The sequence below is a fragment of the Micromonospora sp. WMMD737 genome, from assembly GCF_049179055.1.
Classification (GTDB): Bacteria; Actinomycetota; Actinomycetes; order Mycobacteriales; family Micromonosporaceae; genus Micromonospora; species Micromonospora reichwaldensis.
Window position 1 is genome coordinate 6,728,309 of sequence record NZ_JBMHMH010000001.1, and the last position, 14,580, is coordinate 6,742,888.

At 73.8% G+C, this 14,580-nt stretch carries 15 protein-coding genes; 13 read left to right on the forward strand and 2 right to left on the reverse strand.

The genetic code is table 11. From position 1 onward, the window contains the following. Positions 1-12 precede the first annotated feature (12 nt). From ACN27A_RS29840 to ACN27A_RS29870, 7 genes are all read left to right on the forward strand, one after another. Positions 13-1,518: a Na+/H+ antiporter subunit D gene (locus ACN27A_RS29840; protein WP_421457845.1), complete on the forward strand. Its 1,506-nt coding sequence runs from the start codon at positions 13-15 to the stop codon at positions 1,516-1,518. Next, a complete protein-coding gene (locus ACN27A_RS29845; protein ID WP_421457846.1) occupies positions 1,515-2,096 on the forward strand; it encodes a Na+/H+ antiporter subunit E in 582 nt (193 codons plus the stop codon). The genes ACN27A_RS29840 and ACN27A_RS29845 overlap by 4 nt, the downstream gene beginning before the upstream one ends. Continuing rightward, positions 2,093-2,362, forward strand: coding sequence for a monovalent cation/H+ antiporter complex subunit F (locus tag ACN27A_RS29850; protein WP_357577358.1), 270 nt, complete (start codon positions 2,093-2,095; stop codon positions 2,360-2,362). Before ACN27A_RS29845 ends, ACN27A_RS29850 begins: the two co-directional genes overlap by 4 nt. Further along, complete coding sequence (mnhG, locus tag ACN27A_RS29855) at positions 2,362-2,727, forward strand: monovalent cation/H(+) antiporter subunit G (RefSeq protein WP_421457847.1); 366 nt, start codon at positions 2,362-2,364, stop codon at positions 2,725-2,727. Before ACN27A_RS29850 ends, mnhG begins: the two co-directional genes overlap by 1 nt. 187 nt (positions 2,728-2,914) lie before the next feature. Then, positions 2,915-4,264, forward strand: a complete 1,350-nt coding sequence (locus ACN27A_RS29860; RefSeq protein ID WP_132232908.1) for a hemolysin family protein — start codon at positions 2,915-2,917, stop codon at positions 4,262-4,264. Then, on the forward strand, positions 4,261-5,325 hold the full coding sequence (locus ACN27A_RS29865; RefSeq protein WP_421457848.1) for a hemolysin family protein: 1,065 nt from the start codon (positions 4,261-4,263) through the stop codon (positions 5,323-5,325). The genes ACN27A_RS29860 and ACN27A_RS29865 overlap by 4 nt, the downstream gene beginning before the upstream one ends. A 164-nt stretch (positions 5,326-5,489) precedes the next feature. After that, positions 5,490-6,416, forward strand: coding sequence for a sporulation protein (locus ACN27A_RS29870; RefSeq protein ID WP_421457849.1), 927 nt, complete (start codon positions 5,490-5,492; stop codon positions 6,414-6,416). Between the two features lie 10 nt (positions 6,417-6,426). On the opposite strand, the gene leuE is transcribed toward ACN27A_RS29870, so the two are convergent. Beyond that, positions 6,427-7,095, reverse strand: a complete 669-nt coding sequence (leuE, locus tag ACN27A_RS29875) for a leucine efflux protein LeuE (RefSeq protein WP_311414232.1) — start codon at positions 7,093-7,095, stop codon at positions 6,427-6,429. Then, positions 7,092-8,336: a bifunctional pyridoxamine 5'-phosphate oxidase family protein/GNAT family N-acetyltransferase gene (locus ACN27A_RS29880; protein ID WP_421457850.1), complete on the reverse strand. Its 1,245-nt coding sequence runs from the start codon at positions 8,334-8,336 to the stop codon at positions 7,092-7,094. The genes leuE and ACN27A_RS29880 overlap by 4 nt, the downstream gene beginning before the upstream one ends. Positions 8,337-8,370: 34 nt before the next feature. Between ACN27A_RS29880 and ACN27A_RS29885 the strand changes: the two genes are divergently transcribed. From ACN27A_RS29885 to recA, 6 genes are all read left to right on the forward strand, one after another. Next, positions 8,371-9,711, forward strand: coding sequence for an aminotransferase class I/II-fold pyridoxal phosphate-dependent enzyme (locus tag ACN27A_RS29885; protein ID WP_421457851.1), 1,341 nt, complete (start codon positions 8,371-8,373; stop codon positions 9,709-9,711). Positions 9,712-9,755: 44 nt separating this feature from the next. Continuing rightward, positions 9,756-10,460, forward strand: a complete 705-nt coding sequence (locus ACN27A_RS29890) for a UdgX family uracil-DNA binding protein (protein ID WP_421457852.1) — start codon at positions 9,756-9,758, stop codon at positions 10,458-10,460. Between the two features lie 147 nt (positions 10,461-10,607). After that, positions 10,608-11,750, forward strand: coding sequence for an acyl-CoA dehydrogenase family protein (locus tag ACN27A_RS29895; RefSeq protein WP_421457853.1), 1,143 nt, complete (start codon positions 10,608-10,610; stop codon positions 11,748-11,750). Positions 11,751-11,829: 79 nt separating this feature from the next. After that, positions 11,830-13,137, forward strand: a complete 1,308-nt coding sequence (locus ACN27A_RS29900) for an MFS transporter (protein ID WP_421457854.1) — start codon at positions 11,830-11,832, stop codon at positions 13,135-13,137. 4 nt (positions 13,138-13,141) lie between these two features. After that, positions 13,142-13,342: a DUF3046 domain-containing protein gene (locus ACN27A_RS29905; RefSeq protein ID WP_421457855.1), complete on the forward strand. Its 201-nt coding sequence runs from the start codon at positions 13,142-13,144 to the stop codon at positions 13,340-13,342. 184 nt (positions 13,343-13,526) lie between these two features. Next, positions 13,527-14,573, forward strand: coding sequence for a recombinase RecA (recA, locus tag ACN27A_RS29910; protein WP_089001435.1), 1,047 nt, complete (start codon positions 13,527-13,529; stop codon positions 14,571-14,573). Positions 14,574-14,580 lie beyond the last annotated feature (7 nt).

Here is a 14,580-nt window from a genome sequence, read left to right on the forward strand (position 1 = left end):
ACGGGGCGCCCGATGAGCTGGCTCGTGCCGCTGCCCGTGGTGGTGCCGCTGCTGGGCGCGGCGCTGACCCTGCTGCTGGCCCGGTGGCCCGGGCTGCAACGCCTCGTCAGCGTGGCCTGCCTGACCGCCACGCTGGCGGTGGCGGCGGTGCTGCTGGTGCAGGCGTACCGGCACGGGCCGGTGGTGGTCCAGGTCGGCGGATGGCCGGCGCCGGTGGGCATCGTGCTGGTCGCGGACCAGCTCGCCGCGCTGATGCTGGTGGTCTCCTCGGCGGTGACCCTGTGCGTGCTGCTCTACTCCGTCGGCCAGGGGCAGGGGGACTTCGGCGAGACCGTCCCGGTGACCATCTACCACCCGACCTACCTGGTATTGACCGCCGGCGTGACCAACGCGTTCCTCGCCGGCGACCTGTTCAACCTCTTCGTCGGCTTCGAGATCCTGCTGGCCGCGAGCTTCGTGCTGATCACCCTCGGCGGCACCGAGACCCGGATCCGCACCGGCTCGACGTACGTGGTGGTCAGCATCCTCTCCTCGATGATCTTTCTCGCCTCGGTGGGGCTGGTGTACGCGGCCACCGGCACGCTGAACATGGCCCAGTTGGCGCACCGGCTGGACGCGCTGCCCGACGGCGTACGGCTGACCCTCGAGCTGATGCTGCTGCTCGCCTTCGGGGTCAAGGCGGCTGTCTTCCCGCTCTCGGCCTGGTTGCCGGACAGCTACCCGACGGCGCCGGCTCCCGTCACGGCGGTCTTCGCCGGCCTGCTCACCAAGGTCGGCGTGTACGCGATCATCCGCACCGAGACGCTGCTCTTCCCCGGCGGCCACGTCTCCGGGCTGCTGATGGTGGTGGCCGGGCTGACCATGGTGGTCGGCATCCTCGGCGCGGTCGCCCAGTCGGACATGAAGCGGCTCTTCTCCTTCACCCTGGTCAGCCACATCGGCTACATGATCTTCGGAGTGGGGCTGAGCACCGTCGCCGGGCTCTCCGGCGCGATCTTCTACGTGGTGCACCACATCACCATCCAGACCACGCTGTTCCTGGTCGCCGGCCTCGTCGAGGAGCGGGCCGGCAGCACCGACCTGCGCCGCATCGGCGGGCTGGCCCGGGCGGCCCCGCTGCTCGGCGTCCTCTTCTTCGTCCCCGCCATGAACCTCGCCGGGATTCCGCCCTTCTCCGGGTTCCTCGGCAAGCTCGGCCTGCTCCAGGCCGGCGTCGCGGCCGGCGAGCCGCTGCCCGGCGTGCTGGTCGCGGCGGGGACGGTGACGAGCCTGCTCACCCTCTACGTGGCCTCGCGGGTATGGAACATCGCCTTCTGGCGCGCGCCCCGGCTGGCCACCACCGAGCCGGTCGTCCACCTGCCGGCGCTGATGGTCGGCGCGACGATCGCGCTGGTCGGGCTGGGGCTGGCGCTGACCGTCGTCGCCGGGCCGCTGTTCGACGTCACCGCCGACGCGGCGGTCGACCTGCGCGAGCGCACCCCGTACATCCGCTCCGTGCTGCCGGTCGGTGCCCCGTGACGCCCGCCTCCGGGGCACCACCGCGCGGGCGGGGGCGGCGGCGCGACCGGTTGATCGCCTTCGGCTGGCTGGTGCTGGTCTGGAGCCTGCTCTGGGGGGACTTCTCGTGGGGCAATCTCGCGGGCGGGACGCTGGTGGCCGGCGCCGTGCTGCTGTTCTTCCCGCTGCCGCCGGTGAGCTTCGGCGGCCGGCTGCGCCCCGGGCCGCTGGTCGTCTTCGCGGTGCGCTTCGTCGGCGAACTGGTAAGCGCCAGCGCGCACGTCGCCCGGGTCGCGGTGCAGCCCGGATACCAGCCCCGGTCGGCGATCATCGCGGTCCGCCTCCGGGTGCGTACCGACCTGAACCTGGCGCTCACCGCCGAGGCGATCTCGCTGGTGCCGGGCACGCTGATCGTCGAGGTGGACCGGGACGTCGGAGTCCTCTACGTGCACGTGTTCGACACCCACGGCCCGCAGGACCTGCGCGGCAGCCGGCAACGGATCCTCGCCGTCGAGCGGCGGCTCGTCCGCGCGGTCGGCTCGGACGCCGAGGTGCGCCGGGTCAGCGCCGATCCCGTCGAGAGGGGACCCGAACCGTGATCACGTTCCTCGCCGCCACCCTCACCGTCCTGTTCTCGGTGACCGCGCTGCTGGCCCTGATCCGGCTCTACCGGGGGCCGTCGCTGATCGACCGGGTGGTCGCGGCCGACATGCTGCTCGCCACGATGGTCGGCGCGGTCGGGGCGGAGGCCGCGGTGAACCACCACGCCACCACCCTGCCGGTGCTGGTGGCGCTGTCCATGCTCGGCTTCGTCGGGTCGGTGTCGCTGGTCCGCTTCGCCGTACGCGAGGACGGGGAGGCCTGATGTGGGGCACGCTGGCCGACTGGCTGGGCGGCGGCTGCCTGGTGGCCGGCGCCCTGCTGAGCCTCGCCGCCGGGATCGGGGTGCTGCGCTTCCCGGGCACCCTGGACCGGATGCACGCCGCGACCAAGCCGCAGGTGCTCGGGGTGCTGCTCCTGCTGCTCGGCGTGGCGCTGCGCCTGCGTACCCCGGCCGACCTGGGCATGGTGGCGCTGGTCGGGATCTTCCAACTGGCCACCGCCCCCGTGGCGGCCCAGATGATCGGCCGGGCCGCGTACCGGGCCGGCCGGGTCGAGCCGGGCCTGCTCGACGCCGACGAACTCGCGTCCGCCGACCGCCGTACGGGTGGCGGGGGCGAGCCGTCCTGACCCGCGGCCTGCGGCTGCCTCGCGCCGCGGACGTCGGGGGCCTTCGGCACACCTTCAGCGGATATCCAGCTGATCCCGATAAAATGGGCCGCATGATCGACTCTTCTGCCCAGGAGGGCAGCAGTAGCCAGCCGGGTCGTGCCCGGCGTATCCCGACCCCGACGACCCCGGGAGCCCTGAGCGACCCGTGTTGATCGTCGTTGGTCTTCTACTCATCATCGTTCTCACCGTCGCCACGGGCTACTTCGTGGCCCAGGAGTTCGGCTACGTCGCCGTGGACCGGGGCCGGCTCAAGCAGCTGGCCGACGACGGCGACAAGGCCGCCGCCCGCGCGCTGGAGGTGACCGCGAGGCTGTCGTTCATGCTCTCCGGCGCGCAGCTCGGCATCACCGTCACCGCCCTGCTGGTCGGTTACGTCGCCGAGCCGTTCCTCGGTGCCGGGCTGGCCGAGCTGCTCGGGCTCGCCGGTGTCTCCACGGCCGTCACGCTGCCGCTCTCCGTGGCCCTGGCCCTGGTCATCGCCACCGTGGTGCAGATGGTCCTCGGCGAGCTGGCCCCGAAGAACCTCGCCATCGCCCGGCCCGAGCCCCTCGCGAAGGCCCTGAGCAGCTCCACCCTGATCTACCTCAAGGTCGCCGGTCCGCTGATCAAGCTCTTCGACCGGGCCGCGGTCCGGCTGCTGCGCCGCGTCGGCATCGAGCCGATCGAGGAGCTGCCCAGCGGCGCCACCCCGCAGGACCTGGAACAGATCATCGCCGAGTCCCGCCAGGAGGGGCACCTCACCGACGAGATGTCCACGCTGCTCGACCGGGGCCTCGACTTCCGGGGGCTGACCGCGGGCGAGGTCATGGTGCCCCGCGTCGACGTGCACACCGTACGCGCGCACGAGCCGCTCAGCCGGGTGGTCGAGCTGCTCGACACCGGCAAGTCCCGCTTCCCCGTGCGCGGCACCGAGGGCGTCGACGACCTCGTCGGCGTGGTCGGCATCGCCGACGTGCTCGGCGTACCCCCGGAGCGGCGCGCGAGCACCCCGGTCAGCGCGGTCGCCGGCCCCCCGCTGCTGGTGCCGGAGACCCTGCCGCTGCCGACGGTGCTGGACCGGCTGCGCTCCGGCCACCGGCAGCTCGCCTGCGTGGTCGACGAGTACGGCGGCTTCGCCGGCGTGATCACGCTGGAGGACATCGCCGAGGAACTCGTCGGCCCGATCCGGGACGAGGACGACCCGCCGGAGCGCGCTCCGGCCCGCCAGGAGGACGGCTCCTGGGTGGTGCCGGCCCGCTGGCGCATCGACGAGGTGGCCGACAGCACCGGCATCTCGCTGCCCGAGGCACCGGAGTACGACACGCTCTCCGGCCTGGTCATGCGGGAGCTGGGACGGGTCCCCGAGGTCGGTGACCGGCTGGAGATCAGCCTGCCGGCCGACGGCGAGGACGGCGCGGAGGAGCCGCGCGCCCTGGTCGAGGTGCTGGCCGTCGACCGGCACGTGGCCGACTCGGTCCGACTGCGGATCGCCGAGCCCGGGGAGGTGTCCGCATGAGCCCCGGCATCGCACTCTTCACGTCGGTGATCCTGCTGGCGTTGAACGGCTTCTTCGTGGCCGCCGAGTTCGCCCTGGTGGCCAGCAAGCGTTACCGGCTGGAGCACGCGGCCGCCGGAGGCGGCCGGGCCGCCCGGGCCGCGCTCGACGGCGTACGCGAGCTGTCCCTGATGCTCGCCGGCGCGCAGCTCGGCATCACGCTCTGCACCCTGGGGCTCGGCGCGCTGGCCGAGCCGGCGATCGAGCACCTGCTGAGCCCGCTGCTGCACGCGGTCGGGCTGCCGGACGCCGCGAGCCACGTGATCGCGCTGATCTTCGCGCTGAGTCTCGTCACCTTCCTGCACCTGGTGGTCGGGGAGATGGCGCCGAAGTCCTGGGCGATCACCGACCCGGAGCGCTCGGCGGTGCTGCTGGCGCTGCCGTTCCGCGCCTTCGCGCGGGTCGCCCGCCCGGTGCTGTCGGTGATGAACGCCCTGGCCAACGCGATGCTGCGGCTGGTCAAGGTCAACCCGCAGGACCAGCTCGCCCAGGTGCACGGCCCGGACGAGCTGCGCATGCTGCTGGAGCAGTCGCGTGAGCACGGGCTGCTGGGCGCGGAGCAGCACCAGATGCTGACCAGCATGCTGGAGTTGCAGGGCACCACGGTGGCCCAGGTGATGGAGCCGTTCGACCAGATGGTGACGGTGCGCCGGGGCGAGGGCGCCGACCGGATCGAGCAGGTCAGCCGGGACAGCGGCCGGTCGCGGCTGGCCGTGCTGGACGCCAACGGCGACGTCTGCGGCCTGGTCCACGTCCGGGAGGCGGTGCGGGCCACCACCACGGGGCGCGCGGTCACCGCCGGCGACCTGATGACCAACGCCCTCACCCTGCCGGCCTCGGCGTCGGTGACCGACGCCGTGGCGGAGATGCGCGCCCGGCAGTCCCAGCTCGCGCTGGTGCGCAACGGTGGCGGGCCGACCCGGCCGGTCGGGTTCGTCGCGCTGGAGGACCTGCTGGAGGAGGTCATCGGCGAGTTCGACGACGAGACCGACCCGGTGCCGCGCGGTCGACGCATGAGATGAAACCGGATAGGTGGCCGCTGCTCGCCGAAGTCAAGGCGGCCACGCGCGAGGTCCGCGACCATATAGGGGGCCACGCGCGAGGTCCGCGACCATGGAGGGGCCCCGCGCGAGGTCCGCGACCATGGAAGTGGCCGAGCTGGCCCGGTGACGGACGGGGGAGTGCCGTGCGGTTGACGGGGGTGTCGCCCGAGTCCGGCTGGACCGGACTGTCGGTGCGGACCGCCCTGGCCAACGCGAGCACCCGTCCCGGGCTGCGGCTGCCGGGGCGGGTCACCGTCGTCGCCGGCTCCACCGACGTACCCGTCCTGCACGTCCGGCTCGGCCTGGTCACCACGGCCGAGCCGGACGACCCGGAGGCGCCCCGTCGCCTGGTGCAGTTCCACCAGGCGACGGTGGCCGACGCCTTCGTGCTGCGGGCCGGGCGGGGCCGGTCGATCCCGTTCGAGTTCCCGCTGCCGTGGGAGACCCCGGTGACCGTGTTCGGCGGGGTGCCCCTGCTCAGCCTGCGGATGGGGCTGCGTACGGAGGTGGCGGTCGAGCCCCGCCTCGACCAGGGCGCGATGGTGCCGGTCTTCGTGCATCCGCTGCCCACCCAGTCGCACGTCCTGGCTGCCCTCGACACGCTCGGCTTCAGCATGCGCCAGGCCGGCCTGGTCGACGGGCGGCTGCCGGGGGTGGCGCAGACCCTGCCGCTGCACCAGCGGCTGGGCTACTGGGTGGCGCCGCTCTACGCCGGGCCGATCACCGAGCTGGAATTGATCTTCATCGCCGAGCCGGCGGGCCTGGAGGTGATCCTCTGGCTGGACCGGCGGCTGGCCCTGGCCGGGATCACCCACCAGAGCATCAGCCGGTTCCGGGTCTGGCACGTGGGCGCCGACCAGCGGGACTGGATCGCGACCGTGGACGCCTGGCTGCGTACGGCGATCAACCGGCACGCCGCGGCCGCCGCGCACGCCGACTGGTCGGCGACCCTCTCGGGGTCGGCGCACGTCAGCCGCCCGCCGGACGAGCCGATCCACCCCGGCTTCGGACTGGGCGGCACGGCCGGCGGAGCCGGCGTCGGCGGCTCCGGCGGCGGCGACGGCACCTGACCCGACCGGGTCAGGCGGTGGCGGTGGCCAGCTTGAGGCTGAAGCCGAGGAAGAGCGCGGCGACGCCGGTGGTGGCGCCGGCGGCCAGGCGGTGGCGCCGCCGGAACTGGGCCGCCAGGAACGTGCCCGTGAAGATCAGCGCGGTCAGGTAGAGCGCGCTGGTGACCTGGGCGATCAGGCCGAGCAGCAGGAACGACAGCGCCGGCCAGGCGTAGCCCGGGTCCACGAACTGGATGAAGAACGAGACGAAGAAGAGGATCGCCTTCGGGTTGAGCAGGCTGATCACCAGCGCCTTGCGGAAGGGGCTGCGCAGCGCCGCCGGCTCCGCGGCGTCGATGAGCCGCGGGGTGGCCGGGTCGTTGCGCGTCCGCCAGCGCCGCCACGCGCCGCGCAGCATGGTCAACCCCACATAGCCGAGGTACGCGGCGCCGGCGTACTTGATCACGAGGAAGAGCGGCGGGTACGCCTGGACCAGCGACGCCACGCCGGCGGCGGAGAGGAACATGAGTATCCCGTCGCCGACGAAGACCCCGCCGGCCGCCCGGTAGCCGGTCGCCACGCCCCGCTGCGCGGCGGTGGAGAGCACGAAGAGGGAGTTGGGACCGGGCAGCAGAACGATCGCCACGGTGCCCAGCACGTACGTCCAGATGTCGGTGATGCCCAGCACGCCCGCCATCATGGGGCCACAGGTGCCGTCCGGCGAAGCCTTTCCCGGAGCGTGACCTGTGCGTTCGGCCACTCGTCGACGATCATCGAATACTGCACGGTGTCCCGCCAGGAGCCGTCCGGCCGGAGCCGGTGCCGCCGCAGCACCCCCTCGCGGGACGCGCCGAGGCGCTCGATGGCCCGCTGCGAGCGCTCGTTGCGGATGTCGGTGTGCCAGACCACCCGCTCCGCGCCCAGCTCCTCGAAGGCGCGGGTGAGCAGCAGCAGCTTCGCCTCCGTGTTGATCGCGGTGCGCCACCAGGGCCGGCCCAGGTAGGTGTAGCCGATCGCCACCGCCCGGCGCTCCGGGTCCACCTCGTAGAAGGAGGTGGTGCCGACCACCGCCCCGGTCACCGCGCAGCGCTGCGCCCAGGGCACCCGCTCGCCCCGCCGGTGGGCGGCCAGCGCGGTGGCGATCCCGTCGGCGGTGCCGGCGGCGTCGGCCGGCTGCGGGCTGCCCAGGTGCCGCCAGACCTCCGGGTCGGCGGTCGCGGCGTGCAGCTCGTCGGCGTGCGCGAGGTCGAGCGGTTCCAGCAGCACGTGCTCCCCGCGCAGCACCGCCGGGTCGAGCCACGGCGAGGTCCGCTCCCGCAGGTACGCCGGCACCGGCGCGGTCACCCCGGCGTCGGGCTCGGGCAGCCCGGCGGTCAGCCGCAGCGGCACCACGCCGGCCCAGTGCGGCAGGGCGAGGTCGGTCTCCTCGTCGCGTACGCCGCCGGTGCGGGCGCGCACCGACACCTCGCGCAACGGCAGGGCCAGCACGGCCGTCTCGGCCAGCTCCCGGCGCGACGGGGGTCGGCTGTCGGCGCTGCGCCCGGCGGCGGCCTTCTCCACCAGGGCGGTCAGCATCCGCAGCTTCTCCCGCTGGTCGGTGACCAGTCGGGCGGTGCCGTGGGCGACCACCGAGCGGTAGTTGGCGCTGTGGTGGAACTGTGAGCGGCCGTAGACGAGGCCGTCGAGCAGGGTGACGGCGACGCAGACCGGCAGCCCGTCGCCCCGGGCGGCGAGCAGCGGCCGGCTGCCGGTGGAGCCGTGCAGGTAGAGGGTGTCGCCGACGCGGACGTGCAGGGTGGGCAGCACCCGGGGCTCGCCGTCGACGGTGAACCCGAGCGCGCAGTCGTACGCCTCGTCGAGGATCGCGTGCGCGGCGGTCTCGTCGTAGCTCATCCGTTCCCGGGAGCGGCTGGCGGTGGTCCGGTCGGTGGGTGCGTACATGGCTCGACCTTTGTTCTAGTACAATCCCTGATTTGTGTCAGCACGCTATCAGGTCGCCGGTACGACGGCCGCCGAGATTTCGGCCAGCATCGAATCGGGCATCCGCTCCGCCGCCCTCGCCCCCGGCGACGCGCTGCCCCCGGTGCGGGAGCTCGCCGCCCGGCTCGCGGTGAGCCCGGCCACGGCGGCCCGCGCCTACCAGGAGCTGCGCCAGCGCGGCCTGGTGGTCACCGCCGGCCGGCACGGCACCCGGGTCCGGCCCCGGCCGCCCGTGGCGTCCCGCCGCTCCGCGTTGCGCCCGCCGACCGCCCCCGGCCTGCGCGACCTCTCCCGGGGCGAGCCGGACGTGCGGCTGCTGCCGCCCCTCGGGGCGCACCTCGCCGGCCTCGCCGCCGCCGCGGGCGAGCCGGTCGGCTACCCCGCGGCCGGGGTGCTGCCCGACCTGGCCGAGGCGGCCCGCGAGCGGCTGGCCGCCGACGGCGTACCGGCGACGGAGCTGACCGTCACCGGCGGCGCGCTGGACGGCATCGAGCGGCTGCTCGGCGCGCACCTGCGCCCCGGCGACGCGGTCGCGGTCGAAGACCCGGGCTGGGCCAACCTGCTCGACCTGGTCGCCGCGCTCGGGCTGCGGCCGATCGGCGTGCCGGTCGACGACGACGGTCCGCTGGTCGCCGGGGTCGCCGCCGCGCTCGCCGCCGGCGCGCGGGCGCTAATCGTGACGAGCCGGGCCCAGAACCCCACCGGCGCGGCGGTCTCCGCCGAGCGGGCCGGGGAGCTGCGCGCCCTGCTCGCCGGCCGGTCCGACCTGTTGCTGATCGAGGACGACCACGCCGCCGAGCTGGCCCGCGTACCGCTGCATCCGCTCGCCGGGGCGACCCCGGCGTGGGCCTTCGTCCGCTCGGTGAGCAAGCCGTTCGGCCCCGACCTGCGGGTGGCCGTGCTGGTCGGCGACGAGACCACGGTGGCCCGGGTGGCCGGTCGGGCCCGGGTCGGCGCCGGCTGGGTCTCCACCGTGCTGCAACGGCTCGTCCTGGCGCTCTGGCGCGACCCGGCCGTGGCCGGGCTGGTGGACCGGGCCGCCGGCAGCTACGAGCGGCGGCGCACGGGGCTGATCGATGCGCTCGCCGGCCACGGCCTGGTCGCCCACGGCCGCAGCGGCATCAACGTCTGGCTGCCGGTCGACGACGAGACCAGCGTGCTGACCGCGCTGCGCGACGCCGGCTGGGCGGTCGCGCCCGGCGCGCTGCACCGCATCGCCGGCCCGCCGGCGCTGCGGATCACCGTCAGCTCGCTCGACGAGGCGGAGATCCCGGACCTGGCCGAGGCCGTGGCCCGGGCCGTCCGGCCCGTCCCCACCCCCGGCTTCACGGCGTGAGCCGGGAGCGCGTGTTCCCTTTCGCATCGGGTAGAACGGTCACCATGGCCGAGCAGACCGGGACCGCGCCGGGCGCGCAGAAGTTCATCCCGCCGCGCGCCGACACCCTCGACGACCTGCGCACCGCCGCCGCCGGCTGCCGGGGCTGCGAGCTTCACCGGGACGCGTCGCAGACGGTCTTCGGTCGCGGCGACGCCAGTGCCCGGGTGGTCTTCGTCGGCGAGCAGCCCGGCGACCTGGAGGACCAGAAGGGCCTGCCGTTCGTCGGCCCCGCCGGCCGGCTGCTGCGCAGGGCGGTCGACGACGCCCGGCTCGACCCCGGCCACATCTACCTCACCAACGTCGTGAAGCACTTCCGCTTCGAGCTGCGCGGCAAGCGACGCATCCACCAGACCCCGGACCGGGTGCACGTCACCGCCTGCCGGCCCTGGCTGGTGGCCGAGTTCGCCCAGCTCCGCCCCGAGATCGTGGTGGTGCTCGGCGCCACCGCCGCCAAGGCCCTGCTCGGCCCCACGTTCCGGGTCACCCGCCAGCGCGGCGAGCTGCTGCCCTGGCCGGAGTCGGCCCAGCACCCGGAGGACTTCCGGCGGGTGCCGGTGGACTCCGCGGGCGGCGTCGCCGACGCGCCGCCGGCCCGGCTGCTGGCCACCATCCACCCGTCCGCCGTGTTGCGCGCCGACGACCAGGACAAGGCGTACGAGGGGCTGGTCGCCGACCTCACCGTGGCAGCCCGCACCCTCGGCGGCTGACCGGCCGGTGCCCGCCGGCCGGTGCCCGGCCTCGCGAGAGACTCCACGTCGATCTTGGACAGTTGCCGTTCGCCGCGAACGGCAACTGTCCAAGATTCGCCTGTGGCACCGACCGGCGGACGGGTGAGCGGTGCCACACTTGCCGCCATGGAGCAGCATCTCTACGAGCGCGATCACGAGGAGTTCCGCGAGCTGTGCCGCGAGTTCCTGACCCGCGAGGCGGTGCCCCACCACGAGCGCTGGGAGGCCGACGGCATCGTCGACCGCGAGGTGTGGCGCCGGGCCGGGGCGGCCGGCCTGCTGGGCATGGACGTCGACGCGGAGTACGGCGGCGGCGGGCAGCGGGACTTCCGGTTCAACGCCGTGCTGGACGAGGAGATCGTCGCCAGCGGCTGCACGGGGCTCGGCTTCGGCCTGCACAACGACGTGGTGGCGCCGTACCTGACCGAGCTGACCACCGACGAGCAGCGCAAGCGCTGGCTGCCCGGGTTCTGCTCCGGCGACCTGGTCACCGCGATCGCGATGAGCGAGCCCGGCGCCGGCTCCGACCTGGCCGGGATCCGCACGAGCGCGGTCCGCGAAGGCGACGGCTGGGTGCTCAACGGCCAGAAGACCTTCATCACCAACGGGGAGATGGCCGACCTGGTGGTCGTGGTCGTGCGTACCGCGCCGGAGCAGGGCGCGCACGGGGTGAGCCTGATCGCGGTGGAGAGCGGCACCCCCGGCTTCTCCCGGGGCCGGCGGCTGGCCAAGGTCGGGCTCAAGGCCAACGACACCGCCGAGCTGTTCTTCGACGACTGCCGGGTGCCGGCGGAAAACCTGATCGGCACCGAGAACCACGGCTTCTACCACCTGATGGCCAACCTGCCCCGGGAGCGGCTCAGCATCGCGGTCGTCGCGGTGGCCGCCGCCGAGCGGCTGCTCGCCGTCACCCTCGACTATGCCCGCTCCCGGCAGGCGTTCGGCCGGCCGATCGGCGCGTTCCAGCACAACCGCTTCCTGCTGGCCGAGCTGGACACCGAGGTCACCATTGCCCGTACCTTCGTCAACCACTGCGTCGCGGAGTACGGCGCCGGTCGGCTCTCGGTCACCGATGCGGCCAAGGCGAAGTGGTGGACCACCGAGCTGCAGAACAGGGTCTCCGACCGTTGCGTGCAGCTGCACGGCGGCTACGGCTACATGCTGGAGTACCCGGTGGCGAAGGCGTGGCTGGACGGGCGGGTGCAGACGATCTACGGCGGCACCACCGAGATCATGAAGGAGATCATCGGCCGGGGCCTGGGGTTGTAACGCCGACGGGCTGCCGGGTGGCGGGGCGGGGTGCGCAAGGATGAGATGGCACCTCGCCCCTTACCTCGAAGGAGCCGCCATGGCCACCGACCTCGTCGCGCCGCTCGTCGCCGCCGACGTCGCGCCCATCCAGCGGCGTACCCTGCGGCTGCTCTTCGTCACCCAGATCGTCGGCGGGATCGGGGTGACCATCGGCGTCGCCGTCGGGGCGCTGCTCGCCTCCGACGTCGCCGGCACCGCCGTCGCGGGCCTGGTCAGCAGCGCCGCCGTGGTGGGCGGGGCGTTGCTCGCCGTGCCGGTCACCCGGATCATGACCGTGCGTGGCCGGCGGCCCGGCCTGGTCGTCGCGTACCTCACCGGCGCGGCCGGCGGCGCCCTGGTGGTCCTCGCCGCGGTGACCCGCTGGGTCCCGCTGCTCTTCCTCGGCATGCTCCTGTTCGGCGGCGGCAGCGCGGCCAACCTCCAGGCCCGCTACACGGCGGTGGACCTGGCCGAGCCGGCGCGCCGGGGCCGCCAGCTCTCGTTGATCGTCTGGGCCACCACCATCGGCGCGGTCGCCGCGCCGAACTTCGCCTCGCTCGCCGACCGCACCACCAGCGGGTGGGGGCTGCCGACGCTGGCCGGTCCGTTCGCGTTCAGCGCCGTCGCGCTCGTGCTGGCCGCCGGGGCGATCCTGGCGCTGCTGCGGCCGGACCCGCTGCTCACGGCGCGCCGGCTGGCGGCGGCCGGCACCCCGGCGACCCCCGTCGCCCCGCCGGCGCCGACCGCCCGGCGCGGTGCGGGCATGCGGGCCGCCTGGGCGGTGGTACGCGCGCGGCCGGCCGCCCGGCTCGGCATCGTCGCGGTGGCGGTCGGCCACCTGGTCATGGTCGCGGTGATGGTGATGACCCCCGTGCGCCTGCACGAGTGGCACGACGACGCCGACGTGCTGCGGGTGGTCGGTCTCGTGCTGAGCCTGCACATCGCCGGCATGTACGCGCTCGCCCCGGTGGCGGGCTGGCTCACCGACCGGGTCGGTCGCCGGGCGGTGATCCTCGGCGGCGTCGGGCTGCTGCTCACGGCGTGCGCGGTCGCCGGCACGGCCGGGCACCACACGGCCTGGCTCTCGGTCGGGTTGTTCCTGCTCGGCCTGGGTTGGTCGGGGACCATGGTCGCGGGCTCGACGCTGCTGTCGGAGTCCGTGCCGGTGGGGATCCGGCCGAGCGTGCAGGGGCTCTCCGACCTGACCATGGGCCTGGCCGGCGCCGCCGCCGGGGCGGTCAGCGGGTTTGTCGTGGAGGCGGCCGGTTACCCGGTGCTCACCGGGCTCGCGGCGGTCGCGGTGGTGCCCCTGGTGACGCTAGCGTTGCGGCCGGTGCCGGTGGGGGCACCGGACGAGGAGGACTGATCACGTGCGGCTGACCGACTTCTGGTCCCGGCTGGAGGATGCCTTCGGGCCCGGCTACGCGGGCAGCATCGCCCGCGACCAGGTGCTCTCGCAGCTCGGCGGGCGGACCATCGAGCAGGCCCTGGCGTCGGGTGAGCAGACCCACGTGGTGTGGCGGGCGGTCTGCGCCGCCTATCCCGACCGGGTGCCCGCGCGGCTACGCTGAGCAGCCGTTTCGTGGCTTCCGCGTGTCGCTTGCCGCCTCGTACACCTGTTCGGCTATTGTCCACAGCGGGGTGCTCGTCCACAGCTCACGGCCGGTCGGCTGGTTTTCTGTCGGACCCAGCGCCTAGCGTGTCCGCGTGACGCGAAGCTCAGGAAAGACGCCGGCGAAGGCAGGGGTGGCAAACATGGCCGCAGGGCCCGACCGGGAGAAGGCACTCGACCTTGCTCTCGCTCAGATCGACAAGCAGTTCGGCAAGGGTTCGGTGATGCGGCTGGGAGAGCGGCCGGTCGTCCAGACGTCGGTGATTCCGACGGGTTCGATCGCGCTCGACGTGGCGCTCGGCGTGGGCGGTCTGCCCCGGGGCCGGGTCGTCGAGATCTACGGTCCGGAGTCCAGCGGTAAGACCACGGTGGCCCTGCACGCGGTGGCCAACGCCCAGCGGGCCGGCGGCATCGCCGCCTTCGTCGACGCCGAGCACGCGCTCGACCCGGAATACGCCAAGGCCCTCGGCGTCGACACCGACGCCCTGCTGGTCTCCCAGCCGGACACCGGCGAGCAGGCGCTGGAGATCACGGACATGCTGGTCCGCTCCGGCGCGATCGACATCATCGTCATCGACTCGGTGGCTGCCCTGGTGCCGCGCGCCGAGATCGAGGGCGAGATGGGCGACAGCCACGTGGGTCTGCAGGCCCGGCTGATGAGCCAGGCGCTGCGGAAGATCACCGGTGTGCTCAACAACACCGGCACCACGGCGATCTTCATCAACCAGCTCCGCGAGAAGATCGGCGTGATGTTCGGCAGCCCCGAGACCACCACGGGTGGTCGGGCGCTGAAGTTCTACGCCTCGGTCCGGCTCGACGTGCGCCGCATCGAGAGCCTCAAGGACGGCACCGACGTGGTCGGCAACCGCACCCGGGTCAAGGTCGTGAAGAACAAGGTCGCCGCGCCGTTCAAGCAGGCCGAGTTCGACATCATGTACGGCAAGGGCATCTCCCGCGAGGGCTCGCTGATCGACGTCGGCGTGGAGCAGGCGATCATCCGCAAGTCCGGCGCCTGGTACACCTACGACGGCGACCAGCTGGGCCAGGGCAAGGAGAAGGCCCGCGAGTTCCTCCGGGAGAACCCGGACGTCGCCGCCGAGATCGAGAAGAAGATCCTGGAGAAGCTCGGCGTCGGGGTCGGCGCGGGCGACGCCGCCGGTGGCCCGGAGCTGCCGCCGGTCGACTTCTGACCGGTCC